This window comes from Cysteiniphilum sp. 19S12-1, assembly GCF_052030685.1.
In the GTDB taxonomy this organism is placed as follows: Bacteria; Pseudomonadota; Gammaproteobacteria; order Francisellales; family Francisellaceae; genus Caedibacter.
In genome coordinates this window covers 61,797-78,587 of record NZ_JBQAJM010000011.1, presented here as the reverse complement: position 1 = coordinate 78,587, position 16,791 = coordinate 61,797, and the positions used below count along the sequence as shown (strand labels likewise).

Sequence of the window (16,791 nt, the reverse complement as noted above, 5' to 3'; positions counted from 1 at the left end):
TTAACGCACCTTTATGTATGGCGAAAAGCCTTATATCGTATACGTTTCAGAATTTTTGCTTACCAAGTTGGGTATAATTAAACTGTTAAATAAACGTAAGGAAATAAAATGAAAAAATTAAATTTAGTCGGTTCCATGTTATCTGTATTGACGATGTTAGCTCTGGGTTCTGTTTCTCAGGGTGCATACGCTATTAATGTGGGAGCTATAACTGGATCCACATTGCTAAAAAGTTGTCCATTGTCATGTTTTGGCATGCAAGGTAACGTAGCTAGGGCTGCAGGTCTCTGCAATGATTGTTAGTTTTCAGGGTGTCTTGCACACTTGTAAACAAACCATACCATTGCGCCCTGCCGCTTTCACTTGATAAAGGGCTTCATCTGCTTTGTTTAAGGTGGTTTCAAAGTTATTTGATTCCAGTGGATGATATAGGTTAGTGGCAACACCAATACTGATCGTGACTTGAATTGAGCCGATTTTGGGGATGTCTTGGCGTACTTTTGTATTAAGCCGTTGCCCAATTTCTTGGGCTTGTGGCATTGTAGTATTTGGTAATAGAATCACATATTCATCTCCACCAAAGCGTGAGACGATATCATCTTTGCGTGTGTGCTGCTTTAAAATATTTGCCACATTCTGAAGAACCTTGTCGCCCATGGCATGCCCATGTTGGTCATTAATTCTTTTGAATTTATCAATATCAATAAACATTATACTGTAAGGTGTTCCTTCGCGAGTATGATGCTTGAAGTCACTGACACGGTCATGAAAAGCACTGCGATTAAGTAGATTCGTTAGCTTATCAGTGGTCGCCATAATCTCGAGTTGTTTCTCACTATATTCCAGATCAGACAAAATAACCGATATAGTTGTAGCAATTACAATAGTAATGGTTATTAAAATAAATACATTTGTTGTCTTTTGATCACTCAATGGCAGTTCAATCAAATAGTTATGGTTAGGATACGCCACACAAAAAATCATCAAAGCAACTGAAGTTAGCGATAGAAACCATTTGGTTTTATGTTGATTAACCGCAAAAATCATGTTGCTAAAGGGCGGGACTGCCATGAAGAAAAGGTAGTTTAAGAGCTCAGGCTGATACAAAAAGTAAGTAAAAACAAAGGTGTTGATAATAAATAGTGCACCAAGCGTGAACTTTGCCAGATAGTAACGGCGATATATTAATAAAACAAGCGGTATGCAATAAGAAAGTACCGCACAATAGCTATACACACCACCATAGATTTCTTTTTCAGTTGTAAAATGCAAAATACCAAAGATGGAGTTACCAATAATAACAAGCATCAAGCTAACAAGTGTTACATGAATACGGTGCCAGTAGGATGATCTGGAGTTTTTGATATTGAATTTATTGTTTAACCATATTTTTGCTTGTCTCATCACCAATATCCATTTGATATTTTTATAGCTTTGTTGTGGCTTTAGATAGCAATAACTATAGCTGAAATTTAATAAAAGGCTATAAAATCAGCACATTGATAATCAATGCTTGGATATACTAATATGTTGTGTGTGCAATATGAGCATTAATTTTATGGCAAATTAACGTTATGCTAGCGATGTTTTATTGATTGATGAAAACTTTAAAAAAGAGCCAAAAAAGAATAAAAACGGGAGAAGCCATGAAATTACTTAAGAACCTATTGTTGCCAGCTATTGTTATTGGACCATTTGTATTTGGTGCGGCAGTTATTTTTCTGATTTACCATGTCTATGACAAAATTTGAGCATTATTGTTCCATGCGCAAGTGAGACAATATGGTTTGTGATATGACTATTTAAAAAATATAACTTACGTTAGACTATAGACATTCATAGGTGTCTATAGGAATCTGACAATGAAAACACTTGATCAATGGCTTGATGAATATGCTCAAAGCCATCAAAATAAAACCAATAAGATGATTCACTACATCTTTGTGCCACTTATTATGTTTAGCTTAATGGGCGTTTTATTGAGTATATCTCCTTGGCTTATGTGGCTTTTAGTGGTTGTTAGCCTGATTTTCTACGCGCGATTATCATTGGGTCTTAGTCTATATATGCTGTTGATTACACTGATTATGATCATTATTCTTTATCAAATACCACATCTTTTTTGGGTGAGCCTTGTCATATTTATTATTAGTTGGATTTTTCAGTTTATAGGACACAAACTTGAGGGCAAAAAGCCATCTTTTTTAAAGATTTACAGTTTTTACTGATAGGACCTTTATGGGTCTTGAATCATGTTCTAAGCAGATGTGATCACAATAAATAGTTATGCAAATATTACCAATAAACTATTGCTTAGATGCTTATAAGTTGCATGGTAATAATTCAAAAATAAGTTGAGCTTCAATTACTCCCCTCACCCGTGCAGCTTAAGCTGCACGAGCGATCCCGCAAGGGGAGAGGTACTAACTGACGCAACTTATTCTTGATTCATGACATGACCCTTTCCATCAAAGGTGAGGCAATGGTGGGAGTTTGTCTTTGAAGCTTTTTTGAAAGCTTGAGTTAAATGTGTTAGGGTAAAAAAGGATTGATAACAGAGGAGGAGTTTATGAGTAGGCAAAAAGGCGCCTATGCACCCGTATTTTACCCATCGATAATTTTGATTGTATTGTTTGCATTGATTGGCGTGCTATGGCCACAGCATGCTAAATTATTTTTTGCAAATATCCAAAGTTGGTTAACGTTACAAACTGGATGGCTTTATATTCTAGGTATGGCAATCTTTGTCTGTTTATGTATATTCTTGATGGTGAGTCGTCTGGGGGATATCAAATTAGGTCCAGATCACAGTTTGCCTGAGCATAGCAATATTTCTTGGTTTGCAATGTTATTTGCTGCAGGTATGGGAATTGGTTTGATGTTCTTTAGTGTTGCTGAACCATTGCAACATTATTTGTCACCGCCAGATGTTAGCACAAACAGTAGTATTCTTGCAGCAAAAGATGCAATGAATGTGACTTTCTTTCATTGGGGGTTGCAGGCGTGGTCAGTGTATGCAATTGTTGGTTTAGCTTTGGCATATTTTTCGTATCGTCATAAGTTACCATTGCTGCCACGTTCGGTGCTCTACCCGCTTATTGGCAAAAGGATTTATGGCGTGATAGGGCATGTTGTTGACGTGTTTGCAATCCTAGGTACGATGTTTGGTATTGCTACATCATTGGGGTTAGGAGCGACACAAGTCAATGCCGGATTGCACTTTTTATTTAATGTCCCTGTCAATGTGTCAATACAAACCATTTTGATCATTATCATCACACTCATTGCAACAGCTTCAGTGGCATTGGGGCTAGAAAAGGGTATTAAACTATTAAGTAACTTCAACATTATCATAGCGATACTTTTATTATTGTTTGTGCTGTGCTTGGGCGGCTTTACATCGTTATTGCAAGCGTTTGTGCAAAACACAGGAAGTTACTTAAGTAGTATTGTTAATAAAACCTTTAATCTCTATGCTTATGAGAATAAACAAGGGTGGCTAAGTGGCTGGACATTGTTCTACTGGGGGTGGTGGATAGCATGGTCGCCGTTTGTTGGAATGTTTATTGCTAAAGTATCAAAAGGGCGCACCATTCGTGAGTTTTTGGTTGGTGTCTTATTTATTCCAACCGGTTTTACCTTTCTTTGGCTAAGTGTTTTTGGTAATTCAGCGATTAATTTGGTATTGCATGATCAGTCAATGGCATTGGTACAAGCCGTGCAGCATAATATTCCGGTGGCATTATTTGAATTCTTGCAGCACTTTCCATTATCTTCAATTACTTCAATACTTGCTTTGATTTTATTGGTAACCTTTTTTGTGACTTCAGCAGATTCAGGCTCATTGGTGATTGATATTATTGCTACGGCAAATGCCAAAAAATCGATTGTATGGCAACGCATCTTTTGGTCATTGCTAGAAGGCTTTTTAGCAATATCTTTGCTTTATTCAGGAGGATTAGCGGCACTGCAAACAGCGACTATTGCGAGTGCTTTTCCATTTCTAATTGTATTGTTTTTCATGTGTATTGCATTAGTTAAAGCATTGCGCGAGGACTATTTGCGCCTATCAAGTATTCAAACACATTCAACGGCAATACAGTACACATCGGCAAATGCAAGTTGGCAACAACGTTTAGATGGTCTGTTGATGCTACCCAATCGCGTACAAGCACTGACGTTCTTGAAACAAGTAGTGCAACCTGCGGTTGAAAAGGTCGGGATACGTATTAAAAAAGAGTTAGAAGTTCAAATTATAATGGATGAGGATAAAGTGCGTTTATTGATTCCAAAATCAGATGATATTGATTTTGTTTATAGTGTACATATTCGCGCTTTTTCTTTACCAAGCTACGCTGAGGATGATGGCGGTAATGAAAAAAATATAGATGAGCAAGATAAACACTATTATCGTGCTGAAGTATTTTTAGAACATGGTGGTCAGCAATATGACATTATGGGCTATACCGAAGAGCAGGTGATTGCCGATATCTTAACGCAATATGAAAAGCATCTTTATTATATTCACGTATCAAATGCGGGTAAGGCGCTTGTTTAATTGAGTTAGCCGCACGTTGAGTTCAGACGCTTTTTGAAGCGTTGTTGGAGCTTATTTAGAATATTGCTTGCTGTTTTTTCAAACAAAAAAGGCAATATTGCATGTATCGAGCAAAAGATACCGGCTGCAATCATTAACACACCGCAGTAGAGCGCTTCTTTGGCATGTTGAAAATATCCTTCATTAATATCGTTTAAATGTTTCGTTAAATAATTCATCTTATCCTCCTTTTGGTCTCCAATTACGTATGCTAAAGGAGCTATATTGTACTTGTCAAAATGTTATGGTGGCAATTCGCTAAAGCAGTTTTTTTGAAAGTCAAGGTATAGCATTATTATGACCCCTGCCATTTGGCTTCTTGTGTGGTAGTCATTAGATGGAATAAGATCTGGGAAATCAGAGAAAACAAACAAAAAACCATATTGTAATGAAAGAATGTCTTAATTGATGCTTACTATTGATTTGAAGATGATATGGATAAGTTGGAAAAAGAGGGGGATACAATGATGATATCAACGACTAAGGAGTCAAAAATGTATCTAAGTGTTAGAAAAACAGTATTATTGTGTGCATTAAGTATAGGCTGTGCTGTCACGGGAAATGCTGCCAATAGCAGTGCTTGTGGTGGTTATGGCAATACCTTGTTTGGTGACCATGTTTGTGTGTTTGACGCCAGTCAAAGCCAAGGAGACATTAATGATATTGTAGGAAACATTAATACACAAATGCAGGATGATCAGTTTGGATCAGATGGTTATGCGCTATTATTTAAACCTGGGAATTACAGTGGTACGAATGTTGAAGTAGGTTATTATACTCAGGTGGCAGGTTTGGGGCTAAACCCAAATGATACAACCATAGGCAGTGTACAAGTCACACATTTAAGAAATCATACTAGCTTAGATACATTTTGGCGTTCAGCAGAGAACTTCACGGTTCCAGGCAATGATACATGGGCAGTGTCTCAAGCCTCACCAATGCGGAATGTCAATATAAAAGGCGATTTATGGTTGGCTCAAAAAGATCCAAATGCGCCAGATCCATATCACCCATACGGTTATGCTAGTGGCGGGTTCTTGGCAAATGTAATGGTTAATAATGCGGTGCAATCAATAACACAGCAACAATGGCTATCAAGAAATAGTACAGTTGGCAACTGGTCGAATGGCGTTTGGAATCAAGTGTTTGTTGGTGTCAATGGCGCACCGACAGAAGGTAATTGGGCTCAAACTCCATATACCGTTGTTGATAGCACACCAAGCATTCAGGAAAAACCTTATTTAGCTTTTGAAAAAGGAAGCTTTGAGATGGTTGTACCAAAATATAATGCTCAAGCAAGTCATGGGGTAAGCGACTTAAGTAATGGGGCTGCTATTATTCCACAGTCACAATTTGTTATTGTGAAGCCAAGCATGAGTGCTAGTGATATTAATGCAGCAATTCAAGCCAAGGCTGGGCAGCCATGTGCTGTGATTTTTACGCCAGGGCAGTATAATCTAACAGACACGATTAATATTAATCAAGCTAATACCGTGGTGTTTGGCTTGGGTGTTCCGGTATTAACTGCTGTATCACCGCATAAATCGATTATGCAAGTCAGTGCTAGTGGTGTTAAAGTTGCCGGTATCATCTTTGAGGCAGGTTCTAATGACCCTGTTAATGTTAGCGACCCTTCTTTATTGCAAATTGGTGTAAATGGTCAGGATCATGGTGCTGCAAATGATCCGACGACTTTGTCAGATGTTTACTGCCGAGTTGGCGGTAGGGTTGAGGCGCAAACGCAAAGTTGTATTACGATAAATGACAGTTACACTATCTTAGATAATCTATGGTTATGGCGCGCTGATCATGGGGTTGGTGCGGGTAGTTGGGATCAGGATGTAGCACAAACTGGTTTAATTGTTAATGGACACAATGTTACTGCCTATGGCTTGGCTGTTGAACATTTCAGGGGCAATCAGGTGATTTGGAATGGCGATAATGGTAATGTGTATTTTTACCAGTCAGAGTTGCCTTATGATGTGCCGGAAAATTTTGCCGTTCCAGCATCATTTAAAATTGCAGATCAAGTAAACCACTTTAATGGCTATGGTTTTGGTGTGTATAGTGTGTTTAGAAATACTTCAGGTAACACATACAGTCAAGCCGCGATTGAAGCGCCTGACCACTCTGGAATTACGCTCAAGCACATGGTGGATGTCAATATAAATATCAATAAATCAACAGCTGAAACAATAAAAAATATAGTGCATACAACCGATAACAAAAACTTTGGACCTGATGCTTCTGCTTTTGCAACGCGCACCACATTAGATCAATGGTCTGGTCAATAACTATTTTCAGACTTGTACTCTTTAACCGCCTTAGCTGGTTCCATAGCAATAACTGCATTATCTAAAAAGATTTTTTTTCCAATTTTGGAGGTTTTTTGTCGTTATATTATGTTTGCTCGCAAGCTCGGCTAACGTAAGCTCATTTGCCAATAACTCCAATACAACTTTGACCTTAAACTCGGATGAGTAACTTGCCCTTTTTGTGCTCATAAATACGCCCTCTGTTCATTTCACTTTTATCAATATATCTGAACTATATTTTAAAAGATACTGTTTAAATTTATTGGGGTATTATATCAGTCACCTTATCAGCGTACTTAACAGGCATAAACATCAAATCGACTACTCTTACCAGTTACCTGACTGGTTGGTTTTTGGTGGTCAATAAAATCGCCCAAGCGCGGACGTTTAACGACTATCTTTTTAGGGCTTAACGCTTTGGCTTGTTCGAAAAGTAATATATTGCTTTCATCATCAATACCCACGAGTTCATGCAGCAACTGCATGTTTTTTTTGACCTTGGCAGTTTTAGTGCGCTCAGGAAACATCGGATCAAGATAAATTACATCATATTTATCTACTTGATGCGCATGATTAAAGTGAGTTGAGTTGGCAAAGTAAAGACTAATTCGCTGTGCAGTTTCTGACAAATTTATATCATTTTGAGCACGCTGTAAGCCGTCTTTAAGTAGCAAAAAAACATAAGGGTTTTGCTCAATCGCATCGATAGTATGCCCTCGTGCGGCAAGAGAGAAACTATCCTGCCCTAAACCTGCAGTCATATCCAAAATACTTAATTTATCTTTACCTTTACCCTCAATCGCTTTGATTAGATCAAGTTTTGCGGTGTTGGGTTTGATGCGATTTTGAATATCATGACTATTGAAGTCTACGCAAAGCGTTAATGCTGAATCGCTATGTTTTAGTGTTAGTAAATCATTTTCATATTCAAGATAAAATGAGTGCTCAGGTAAGGTGTTTAATCTATTGATAGAGATAGATTTAAGCATCTCTACATCGGGTGGGACTGTCGTGTTATGCGATGTGAGATAGTTGATGGATTGCATATATTATAAGTCTTATTTTTTGCGTTTAGCACGTGGATGAGTTTGATCATAGACACTTGCCAGTTGTTGGAAATCAAGGTGTGTATAAATTTGAGTGGTTGAAATATCGCTATGACCTAATAAATTCTGCACAGCGACAAGGTCTCTTGAGGACTCGAGCAAGTGGCTGGCAAAGGCGTGCCTTAGCATATGTGGATGAATATGCTTTGGTGCGTGCTCAAGTGCAAATTTTTCAAAACGCTTTTGAATGCTACGCACTTGAATTGGTGTGCCTTTTAAGGTGGTAAAAAGATAATCATGGACGCAGTTTAAACTCTGACGTATGTTTAACCATTTATTGATGGCGCTAATCGCTTTATTACCAATTGGCACGATACGTTCTTTACTGCCCTTGCCAAATACGCGAATGGTTTGTTGTGAGAAATCGATTTGTTCAAAACGTAATTGGGCTAATTCACTAAGGCGCAGTCCGCTACTGTAGATAACCTCAAGCATGGCAAGATCACGCAGCTCTAAATCATCATCGCTTTGATAATCTAGGATGTGTTGCATTTGATCAACATCAAGTGTCTTAGGAAGTTTTTTAGCTGCTTTGGGCGCTTTGATCGCATAAGAAGGGTCTTCTGTGATTATTTCATAGCTTAACAAATAGCGGAAAAAAGATTTAACAGCACTTAATTTACGTTGAATGGATTTGGGGCTAATGCCTTGGCTATGTAATGTTTTAAGCCAGAGCTTTATCTCTTGTGATGTACTTTCAGTAAGCGTTTTATCTTTGCTTTGCAAAAAGACGTCAAACCCACTTAAATCGCGCTGATAGGCATCGATGGTAAGATCAGAGTAATTGCGTTCAAATTTTAGGTGATGTAAAAAGCCATTGAATTCTTGTGTCATAGCATTGTTCATACGGTCAGTTGTTAAATGATATACTCTCATTTAATTGTAGAGTATATCAACACCATTTCGTTTAATAATATTAAGTAGCTTCAGTGAGATACCTCGAGGCTTTTTTTCTCCTGTTTCCCATTTTTGCACAGTTGAATTACTTGCGTTTAAAAGTTTAGCGAAGATGCTTTGACTTATCTTGTTTTCGATACGAATTGCTTTTATTTCCTGAGGACTTAACGGTTGTATTTCAGGTAGGCAAGCTTCATCAAAGTTGCGCATTGTTTTTGCATCAATAATATTTAGATCATGCATGCTTTTAGCCGAATGATGTAAGATTTCGAGTAATGTTTTGCTGTTCATGGCTTCACCTCTATTAAATTGTTTTCTTGCAGCAATTTATGTATGTCATCATTTGATAATTTCATCAATATCTCTTTTGAATATAGCTTTAAAGCATTTTGCTCTTTTGGTGTAAGGTTGCTTTTTGCATTTTTAGCATAACCATAAATATATATTAAAAAATCACCAATACGGTAAGAAAGTATGACTCTTGCGCCTGATCGCTTTCCTTTTCCTTTGATGCCAAGTCTTTTTTTGTAGCAGTTGGAACCCAGATCACCATCATGGAGCCCGTCAATAACCTCAACAGCACAACTTAGTAAATCATTGGAAGTTATATTTTCTTTTTTTACCCATTTAGCAAACTCTGAAAGCATATAAACACGAATCATATGGTTCTAAAATTTAGTGAGCAATAGCATGAGTATATCACTTGGTGGTATATATTGAAAATAATAAGCGATCAAAATGGTAAAAACTTAATAACAAATATGTTATAGCATGTAATACAATGCGCTCTAATGAAACTCATGTTCTATAAAGAGGAAATATTGGCAAAAGCGGCAATTTTATTAATTAATGGTGAGATAGATATTAAATTTTGTGAGTCGTATATCAGTAAGCATTTAGATGACTTACCTATTTATTGTGCCGATGGTGCATTTAATCAGATTCAAGATGTCAAAAGTCTGGTTAATAAAGTGCAGATGATTATTGGTGACGGTGATTCAATTGATCATGCTAAGCGGCTACATATTTTGTATCAGCAAGATGACGATCAATATTATACTGATTTTGAGAAAGCGCTAAATCATTTGCAACAACATGGCTATTGCAAGCTTTTCTTATTTGGTCTTGGTGGTAAGGAGATGGATCATTATCTTGGGAATATTTCAACGCTACTTAAGTATCAGCAGCAGGTCAAATGCCAAGTGATTGATCGTTATGGCGTTTCACAATTAATGCATCAGAAGATGAGTATAATCAATGCAAAGGGCAAGATGGTTTCAATTGTACCGCTGTTTGAGCTTGTTGATTTAACATTACAAGGATTCGCCTTTGATTTAGATAAATACACATTACGCTTTGGCGAGGCACTTAGCATTCGTAATCATGCGCTTAAAGATGGGCTGTATATCGACTATTCACAGGGCAGTGGCTTGCTGTTTTTATCGCATGATCCTTATCATCGATCGCTGTCAAAATAAAATAGTTAGCGTTGCGCAGATAAAATGATTTGTTTTTTATACAGTCTTGCTATACTGAGTGCGACTTTTTGGTCTTTGAGTGATTTTTGTTCTTATATGTGAGTGATTTTATCATGCTGCATATACCCACTAAGCGCATAAGAGTACATGGAGTCAGTAAAGTTTAATTTAAATATAATAGTAAGAGAGTATAGGATATGTCGCAACAAACAGGTGCCGTAAAATTTTTTAATGAAACAAAAGGCTTTGGTTTTATCAAGCCAGACAATGGTGGTTCTGATCTTTTCGTTCATGTAACTGCATTAAATGGTTTACAATCATTAGCTAATGATCAACGCGTTTCATTTGATATTGAAGATGGCCGCCGTGGCCCACAAGCAGTAAACGTTCAAATTGCTGGATAATTTATTTTATCACGAGCGTTTCTAGGAGCGCTTTGTTATTACTTCAAAATGTTTCATTATTATGAGATTTGACCTCGGGGCGTAGCGCAGCCTGGTAGCGCGTTAGCATGGGGTGCTAAAGGTCGTGGGTTCAAATCCCGCCGTCCCGACCATTGTTAATTATTTCATTCAATAATATCGATTTGACCTTTATCATTGGCTATAAGCAATGTATCCGCAGGGTTAACTGCAAACAATCCATTGCAAACCACACCGGTGATTTGGTTAATTTGCTGTTCAAGCTTCAATGGGTTATCGATCATCAAGTTGTGAATATCAATGATAATGTTGCCATTATCAGTAATCACTCCTTCACGATAGATCGGTTGACCGCCTAGCTTTACTAACTCTTTGGCAACATAACTGCGTGCCATAGGAATGACTTCAACGGGTAATGGAAAGCGTCCTAGTTGAGGCACTCGCTTGGTTTGATCAATAATACAGATAAACTTATCACTGGCGACACGGCAAATTTTCTCGCGGGTTAATGCAGCTCCGCCACCTTTGATTAACTCACGGTGTTTATTGGCCTCATCAGCGCCATCAATATAAATATCAACTTTATTAGGATAGTTTAAATCAACGACTTCAAAGCCATGTGCCTTCAGGCGTTTAGTGCTTTCCTCAGAACTTGAGACAGTCAGCTCAACTTTGGATTTAATTTTAGCAAGCTCATCAATAAAGAAATTAACCGTTGAGCCTGTGCCAACACCAACGGTCATTCCCGGTTTGATATATTCAATTGCGGCAGTTGCAGCAATTTTTTTTAATTCATTTTGATCTGTTTTTTTATTGAAAAACATAAGTGGTGTCATCCAATTAATCGAGATAGGTGGCTTATTTTGGCATATTTATGGGGGATTACAAAGGTAAAAAATAAGTCAAGGTTATAGATTATAGTGATATGTATTAAATCGAAATAAAGTAAAATAATAAGAAACTCTACAAAACAGCTGGGTTGAAGGTGGTGAAAAGTGATCACTATGTGGCATTTTGATTAAAATATAAGCTAAATTTATGAAAATGGCAAATTTCTCACAAAGATTTAGTTAAAATCCTACATATTTTAATAATTGTTTTGTCCATAATGTCACTCATGCAACGGATGGCGACCTTAACGGATGAAGGTAGAAATGGATAGCCCCCCCCCGCACGGATGAACTTTAATAGGATATGGATATCCTGAAACCCACCTAAATTTTTGCCATCTGTTGCTCAATTCCCCAGTTGATATGATCTAAGAGCAAAGCATTGTCGCTATGTGTTAGTTTGGCTTTTTCAAGTAGTGTAACAATCTCTTTGGAAAAAGGTGCATTACCAAGGGCGATATAGATATTTCTAAGCCAAGCCTGATAACCAATTCGACGAATAGCAGAGCCTTCTGTTTTTTTCAAAAACTCTGTTTCTGACCATTGAGCTAGACTCATAAGACTCTGGTTGCTTAAGTGCTCGCGTGAGCGAAAATCCGACTCAGCGGTTACAGGTGCTTCCTTATTAATCGGGCATACCAGTTGACAGTCATCGCAACCATAGATGCGATTACCAATTGCTTGACGATATTGCATTGGAATCACACCTTTATTTTCAATCGTCAAATAAGAGATGCATTTATTAGCATCAATGACTTTGTTGTTAACTATAGCATTGGTAGGGCATGCTTTAATACAAGCTTGGCATTTGCCACATTGATCCGTTATGGGCGGTTGTGCAAACGCACTAAAATCAAGGCTAGAATAGATGCATCCGATAAAGAAAAATGAACCATCGACTGGATGCAGAAGATTGCTATTTTTACCTATCCAGCCAAGACCCGCTTTTTCAGCTAATGGTTTTTCTAACACAGGGGCGCTATCAGTGAAAACGCGCGCACTATGCTCTGGGAAAATATCTTGAATAAAGTCACTTAGTTTACTTAGTTTCTGACGTAATACTTTGTGATAATCACGACCATGTGCATAAATAGAAATAGCGGCATTTTCACTTGGTGTTGATAGCGTTTTGCGAATACCTTTGAAGCAGTAAGCTTGGGGTAAGTAGTTTAACCGCACCACAATAACACTTTTAGTGCCTGTAACAAGCTCATGTGGTGTATAGCGTTTACTACCATGTTTGATCATGTAATTAAGATCAGCATGATAACCTTGCTCAAGCCACTCTTGATATTTAGGGATATACTGATCAAGTAGACAGTCAGTGGCTGAAATATCAGAAATGCCTAGTGTAGTCAGTGCAAATTGTTTAATGCTGTTCCACTGTTCTAAGCTTACGCTGTTCGAGTTCAATGTTCTTAAGACTGTTTGAGATGGATTCACGAGGTAGGCTCGATTGTACTGCAATGCGATGTCAAATAATACAAATAATTAATAATGCAATCATGGCCTCAGGTAGATCAAAAATACCTATCCCACCATCATAACTCTCAAGATAAGATACAGCGATTAGCTATAAAAAGTTAGTCAGCGCATTTTAATATGCGCTTCGTAAAAATAGAGGATTAAGCAGGAGTCGCCCAACCAGTAACTTCTTGTAGGACTTTGCCTAGTTCAGCAGGTGATTTGCTAACAGCGACACCTGCAGCTTCAAGTGCTGCAAATTTCTCAGCAGCTGTACCTTTACCTCCAGAGATAATTGCTCCGGCGTGACCCATGCGCTTACCAGCAGGTGCTGTTACCCCAGCGATATATGATACAACTGGTTTAGTAACGTTATTTTTTATGTATTCAGCAGCTTCTTCTTCAGCTGAACCACCGATCTCACCAACCATGATGATTGCTTCAGTTTGTGGATCGTTTTGGAACATCTCTAGAGCATCGATAAAGTTAGTGCCAGGGATTGGATCGCCACCGATACCGATACATGTTGATTGACCAAAGCCTAAAGCAGTTGTTTGGTTAACTGCTTCGTATGTTAATGTACCAGAGCGTGATACGATACCAACTTTACCTGGCATATGGATGCTGCCTGGCATGATACCGATTTTGCACTCACCTGGCGTAATAACGCCTGGGCAGTTTGGACCGATCAAACGTGAACCTGAGCGCTCAACGTAAACTTTAGCTTCAAGCATATCCATAACAGGAATACCTTCCGTAATACATACGATCAATTTGATGCCAGCATCAGCCGCTTCAATGATTGAGTCTTTACAAAAAGGCGCTGGTACGTAGATCACTGTTGCATCAGGTTGTACTGCATCAACGGCTTCTTGAACTGTGTTGAATACGGGCAAGCCTAAGTGCGTTGTACCGCCTTTGCCTGGTGTGACGCCGCCAACCATTTTTGTACCATAAGCAATTGCTTGCTCTGAATGAAAAGTCCCTTGCTTACCAGTAAAACCTTGGCAGATAACTTTTGTGTTCTTATTAACTAAAACGCTCATACGTGAGATACCTCTTTAACTGCTTCGATGATTTTCTTCGCACCATCTGTGAAACCATTAGCAGCAATAATATTTAAACCGCTTTCTTTTAATTTTTTGGCACCTAATTCAGCATTTGTACCGGCAAGACGCACAACCACTGGCACTTTGACGCCAACTTCTTCAACTGCTGCCATAATACCTTCAGCAATCATGTCACAACGCACGATGCCACCGAATATGTTAACAAATACACCTTTAACTGCCGCATCAGATAGAATGATTTTGAATGCTTCTGATACGCGTTCTTTTGTAGCCCCACCGCCTACATCAAGGAAGTTTGCAGGACGTCCGCCGTGAAGTTTAACGATGTCCATTGTTGCCATTGCAAGACCAGCACCATTAACCATGCATCCGATGTCACCATCTAATGCAACATAATTAAGTTCCCACTCAGCCGCACGTGCTTCACGCTCATCTTCTTGCGATAAGTCACGCCATTCAGCTAATTGTGGTTGGCGATATAATGCATTGCCATCAACAGCTACTTTAGCATCTAAACAATGAAGGTTGCCTTCTTTGGTGATCACCAAAGGATTGATTTCTAAAAGTTCAAGATCTCTTTCTTGAAACATCTTGGCAAGACCTAAGAAAATCTTAGTGAATTGCTTGATTTGATTACCTTCTAAGCCAAGCTTAAACGCAATTTTACGTGCTTGATAAGGTTGTGCGCCGACGACAGGATCAACAATTTCTTTGAAGATTTTCTCAGGTGTTTTTTCTGCAACTTCTTCAATTTCAACACCACCTTCAGTTGATGCCATAAAGATAATACGACGCGTGCTACGATCAACAACCGCGCTTAGATATAATTCTTTGGCAATATCAGTGCAGCTTTCGATAAGGATTTTGCTAACTGGCTGACCGTTTTCATCGGTTTGGAAAGTAACAAGACGTGTACCCATCATGTTTTTCACAAAATTAGCAACATCTTCCTTGTTAGAAACTAGCTTCACGCCACCCGCTTTACCGCGACCGCCTGCGTGAACCTGAGCCTTAACAACCCACATGTCACCACCAATTTTATCAACAGCAACCAACGCTTCTTCAACGCTTTCAACAGCATAACCTTTTGATACCGGTAAGCCGTATTCAGCAAAAAGCTGTTTTGCTTGATATTCATGTAAATTCATATCTTTCTCACTATTTAACTTTATGGTTTGTTTAACAAAATTTTCATGTGCTGATCGACACAAAAACGAAAACACCGGCAAGTATATACCACCCGCAAACCATTTTACAGTCTTTCTGCCATTGAATTTCTTGTTCTTTTGAGCCATTTGATATTGCTAATAGTCCTTGCTATTGCCTGCAATCCAATGACTCAAAATTATCAAAAACTTATTTGACATTAAACAACGCAAAATGATTCACGAGTGGTATATCGTAATATTGATGCTCGGTTAAGCATCAATTACCAAAGTTTTTGTTTTCACTTTTTTTAATCAGTATATACTCATAAGAAATTAGTTTTTTGAATGTGTTTATGGAATTTTTAAACGAGATAGCACCTATTATTATCATTGCGGCAACCATTGTTGCTGTCTGTGTTGGCAGTTTTTTAAATGTGGTCATCACACGCTTACCTAAAATCTTAGATAAACAATATAAAGATCAAGCTTATGATATGCTCGATATCTCGCAACCTGATATAGATGAGAGTTTATCCGAGAATATTCATCGCCAGTCAGCTTGTCCGGTGTGCCATCACCCATTAAAACCATGGCATAATATCCCTCTTTTAAGCTTTATTTTTTTGCGTGGTAAATGTAGCTTTTGCCACAGTAAAATATCTTTACTTTATCCAAGTATTGAATTATTAAGTGGTGCTCTAGTCTTAGTGACACTCTGTTATTTTGGTATAACCTTTGCTGCCTTGTTGTTATGTGTTATGTATTTCTTTTTAATTCCGCTAGCGGTGATTGATCTTAAACATTTTATGTTACCTGATAATCTCACCTTACCTTTGCTGTGGCTTGGACTATTAATCAATTGCGCGTTTGTTTTTAGCTCGCCAATACAGGCAATATTGGGCGCAGCCCTTGGTTATGGCATATTGTGGCTCGTATTTTGGGTGTTTAAATTCATTACCAACAAAGAGGGTATGGGCTATGGTGACTTCAAATTAATGGCAGCACTTGGCGCTTGGTTTGGCGCACCAAGCTTACTGCTTTTGATATTCACCAGTGCGGTGATTGGTATTGTGTTTGCCATTATCACAAGCTTAATCAAGCGACAAGGAACCTCGCTAATCCCTTTTGGTCCCTCCATCGCAATTGCTGGAGTATTGTATCCTTTTGTCGGTCAAACGCTCACCCATGCATATTTCCAAATGCTATTTCCGCACTTCTAGGTAAGATTATGTGGTGATGACAATATTTCGACTCATTTTGATTGTATGAGCACTGGCTGAGTGTAAGTCAAAGCCTCTATGAAGTGTTATTTTCCTAAGCTTACCCACTTCGACTGATGCCGAGCGCATCGCTTCGATTTACGCGCAGGGTGCGATGAGCCCTTTTGGGCAAATATTTAGGCTT

At 38.3% G+C, this 16,791-nt stretch carries 17 protein-coding genes and 1 tRNA gene; 7 read left to right on the top strand and 11 right to left on the bottom strand.

Annotation, left to right across the window (positions count from 1 at the left end; translation table 11 throughout):
* Window positions 1–306: 306 nt before the first annotated feature.
* Complete coding sequence (locus ACTS4L_RS05425) at window positions 307–1,404, bottom strand: GGDEF domain-containing protein (RefSeq protein ID WP_440615955.1); 1,098 nt, start codon at window positions 1,402–1,404, stop codon at window positions 307–309.
* Window positions 1,405–1,862: 458 nt separating this feature from the next.
* On the opposite strand from ACTS4L_RS05425, the gene ACTS4L_RS05420 reads away from it, so the two are divergent.
* Both ACTS4L_RS05420 and ACTS4L_RS05415 read left to right on the top strand, forming a co-directional pair.
* Window positions 1,863–2,228: an Mpo1 family 2-hydroxy fatty acid dioxygenase gene (locus tag ACTS4L_RS05420; RefSeq protein ID WP_440651781.1), complete on the top strand. Its 366-nt coding sequence runs from the start codon at window positions 1,863–1,865 to the stop codon at window positions 2,226–2,228.
* Between the two features lie 341 nt (window positions 2,229–2,569).
* Window positions 2,570–4,558, top strand: a complete 1,989-nt coding sequence (locus tag ACTS4L_RS05415) for a BCCT family transporter (RefSeq protein ID WP_440615952.1) — start codon at window positions 2,570–2,572, stop codon at window positions 4,556–4,558.
* Window positions 4,559–4,563: 5 nt separating this feature from the next.
* Here ACTS4L_RS05415 and ACTS4L_RS05410 read toward each other — a convergent pair whose 3' ends face one another.
* Window positions 4,564–4,776, bottom strand: coding sequence for a DUF6356 family protein (locus tag ACTS4L_RS05410; protein ID WP_440615950.1), 213 nt, complete (start codon window positions 4,774–4,776; stop codon window positions 4,564–4,566).
* A 285-nt stretch (window positions 4,777–5,061) separates the two neighbouring features.
* Here ACTS4L_RS05410 and ACTS4L_RS05405 point away from each other — a divergent pair, with 285 nt between their 5' ends.
* Window positions 5,062–6,891 carry a hypothetical protein gene (locus ACTS4L_RS05405; protein WP_440615948.1) on the top strand — a complete coding sequence of 610 codons (1,830 nt, stop codon included), beginning with the start codon at window positions 5,062–5,064 and terminating at the stop codon, window positions 6,889–6,891.
* A 57-nt stretch (window positions 6,892–6,948) separates the two neighbouring features.
* Here ACTS4L_RS05405 and ACTS4L_RS05400 read toward each other — a convergent pair whose 3' ends face one another.
* The 5 genes from ACTS4L_RS05400 to ACTS4L_RS05380 form a co-directional block, all read right to left on the bottom strand.
* Window positions 6,949–7,101: a transposase gene (locus ACTS4L_RS05400; protein WP_440615947.1), complete on the bottom strand. Its 153-nt coding sequence runs from the start codon at window positions 7,099–7,101 to the stop codon at window positions 6,949–6,951.
* A gap of 107 nt (window positions 7,102–7,208) precedes the next feature.
* The gene (locus tag ACTS4L_RS05395; protein WP_440651779.1) at window positions 7,209–7,901 is read right to left on the bottom strand and encodes a class I SAM-dependent methyltransferase; all 693 of its coding nucleotides are present in this window, start codon (window positions 7,899–7,901) and stop codon (window positions 7,209–7,211) included.
* Between the two features lie 69 nt (window positions 7,902–7,970).
* A complete protein-coding gene (gene xerC / locus ACTS4L_RS05390; RefSeq protein ID WP_440651777.1) occupies window positions 7,971–8,864 on the bottom strand; it encodes a tyrosine recombinase XerC in 894 nt (297 codons plus the stop codon).
* 30 nt (window positions 8,865–8,894) lie between these two features.
* Entirely contained in the window at window positions 8,895–9,206 is a 312-nt protein-coding gene (locus ACTS4L_RS05385; protein WP_440615944.1) for a helix-turn-helix domain-containing protein, read from the bottom strand.
* The gene (locus ACTS4L_RS05380; RefSeq protein WP_440651775.1) at window positions 9,203–9,577 is read right to left on the bottom strand and encodes a type II toxin-antitoxin system RelE/ParE family toxin; all 375 of its coding nucleotides are present in this window, start codon (window positions 9,575–9,577) and stop codon (window positions 9,203–9,205) included. Before ACTS4L_RS05380 ends, ACTS4L_RS05385 begins: the two co-directional genes overlap by 4 nt.
* Window positions 9,578–9,715: 138 nt before the next feature.
* Here ACTS4L_RS05380 and ACTS4L_RS05375 point away from each other — a divergent pair, with 138 nt between their 5' ends.
* From ACTS4L_RS05375 to ACTS4L_RS05365, 3 genes are all read left to right on the top strand, one after another.
* On the top strand, window positions 9,716–10,393 hold the full coding sequence (locus ACTS4L_RS05375; protein WP_440615941.1) for a thiamine diphosphokinase: 678 nt from the start codon (window positions 9,716–9,718) through the stop codon (window positions 10,391–10,393).
* Window positions 10,394–10,590: 197 nt separating this feature from the next.
* On the top strand, window positions 10,591–10,797 hold the full coding sequence (locus tag ACTS4L_RS05370; protein ID WP_117003029.1) for a cold-shock protein: 207 nt from the start codon (window positions 10,591–10,593) through the stop codon (window positions 10,795–10,797).
* Window positions 10,798–10,872: 75 nt separating this feature from the next.
* Window positions 10,873–10,949 (top strand) — tRNA-Pro (locus ACTS4L_RS05365).
* A 12-nt stretch (window positions 10,950–10,961) separates the two neighbouring features.
* On the opposite strand, the gene rpiA is transcribed toward ACTS4L_RS05365, so the two are convergent.
* The 4 genes from rpiA to sucC all read right to left on the bottom strand — a co-directional run bounded on the left by rpiA (window position 10,962) and on the right by sucC (window position 15,387).
* Window positions 10,962–11,639, bottom strand: a complete 678-nt coding sequence (gene rpiA / locus ACTS4L_RS05360) for a ribose-5-phosphate isomerase RpiA (protein ID WP_440615940.1) — start codon at window positions 11,637–11,639, stop codon at window positions 10,962–10,964.
* Between the two features lie 390 nt (window positions 11,640–12,029).
* Window positions 12,030–13,118, bottom strand: a complete 1,089-nt coding sequence (queG, locus tag ACTS4L_RS05355; RefSeq protein WP_440615939.1) for a tRNA epoxyqueuosine(34) reductase QueG — start codon at window positions 13,116–13,118, stop codon at window positions 12,030–12,032.
* Between the two features lie 212 nt (window positions 13,119–13,330).
* Window positions 13,331–14,215, bottom strand: coding sequence for a succinate--CoA ligase subunit alpha (sucD, locus tag ACTS4L_RS05350; protein ID WP_440615938.1), 885 nt, complete (start codon window positions 14,213–14,215; stop codon window positions 13,331–13,333).
* Entirely contained in the window at window positions 14,212–15,387 is a 1,176-nt protein-coding gene (gene sucC, locus ACTS4L_RS05345; protein ID WP_440615959.1) for an ADP-forming succinate--CoA ligase subunit beta, read from the bottom strand. Before sucC ends, sucD begins: the two co-directional genes overlap by 4 nt.
* A gap of 353 nt (window positions 15,388–15,740) precedes the next feature.
* Between sucC and ACTS4L_RS05340 the strand changes: the two genes are divergently transcribed.
* On the top strand, window positions 15,741–16,607 hold the full coding sequence (locus ACTS4L_RS05340; RefSeq protein WP_440615937.1) for a prepilin peptidase: 867 nt from the start codon (window positions 15,741–15,743) through the stop codon (window positions 16,605–16,607).
* Window positions 16,608–16,791: the final 184 nt, after the last annotated feature.

Bases quoted from the DNA above. Each gene is read 5' to 3' on its own strand.
- ACTS4L_RS05425 (WP_440615955.1), bottom strand. From the start codon at position 1,404: ATGAGACAAGCAAAAATATGGTTAAACAATAAATTCAATATCAAAAAC.
- ACTS4L_RS05420 (WP_440651781.1), top strand. From the start codon at position 1,863: ATGAAAACACTTGATCAATGGCTTGATGAATATGCTCAAAGCCATCAA.
- ACTS4L_RS05415 (WP_440615952.1), top strand. From the start codon at position 2,570: ATGAGTAGGCAAAAAGGCGCCTATGCACCCGTATTTTACCCATCGATA.
- ACTS4L_RS05410 (WP_440615950.1), bottom strand. From the start codon at position 4,776: ATGAATTATTTAACGAAACATTTAAACGATATTAATGAAGGATATTTT.
- ACTS4L_RS05405 (WP_440615948.1), top strand. From the start codon at position 5,062: ATGATGATATCAACGACTAAGGAGTCAAAAATGTATCTAAGTGTTAGA.
- ACTS4L_RS05400 (WP_440615947.1), bottom strand. From the start codon at position 7,101: ATGAGCACAAAAAGGGCAAGTTACTCATCCGAGTTTAAGGTCAAAGTT.
- ACTS4L_RS05395 (WP_440651779.1), bottom strand. From the start codon at position 7,901: ATGCTTAAATCTATCTCTATCAATAGATTAAACACCTTACCTGAGCAC.
- xerC (WP_440651777.1), bottom strand. From the start codon at position 8,864: ATGAACAATGCTATGACACAAGAATTCAATGGCTTTTTACATCACCTA.
- ACTS4L_RS05385 (WP_440615944.1), bottom strand. From the start codon at position 9,206: ATGAACAGCAAAACATTACTCGAAATCTTACATCATTCGGCTAAAAGC.
- ACTS4L_RS05380 (WP_440651775.1), bottom strand. From the start codon at position 9,577: ATGATTCGTGTTTATATGCTTTCAGAGTTTGCTAAATGGGTAAAAAAA.
- ACTS4L_RS05375 (WP_440615941.1), top strand. From the start codon at position 9,716: ATGTTCTATAAAGAGGAAATATTGGCAAAAGCGGCAATTTTATTAATT.
- ACTS4L_RS05370 (WP_117003029.1), top strand. From the start codon at position 10,591: ATGTCGCAACAAACAGGTGCCGTAAAATTTTTTAATGAAACAAAAGGC.
- rpiA (WP_440615940.1), bottom strand. From the start codon at position 11,639: ATGTTTTTCAATAAAAAAACAGATCAAAATGAATTAAAAAAAATTGCT.
- sucD (WP_440615938.1), bottom strand. From the start codon at position 14,215: ATGAGCGTTTTAGTTAATAAGAACACAAAAGTTATCTGCCAAGGTTTT.
- sucC (WP_440615959.1), bottom strand. From the start codon at position 15,387: ATGAATTTACATGAATATCAAGCAAAACAGCTTTTTGCTGAATACGGC.
- ACTS4L_RS05340 (WP_440615937.1), top strand. From the start codon at position 15,741: ATGGAATTTTTAAACGAGATAGCACCTATTATTATCATTGCGGCAACC.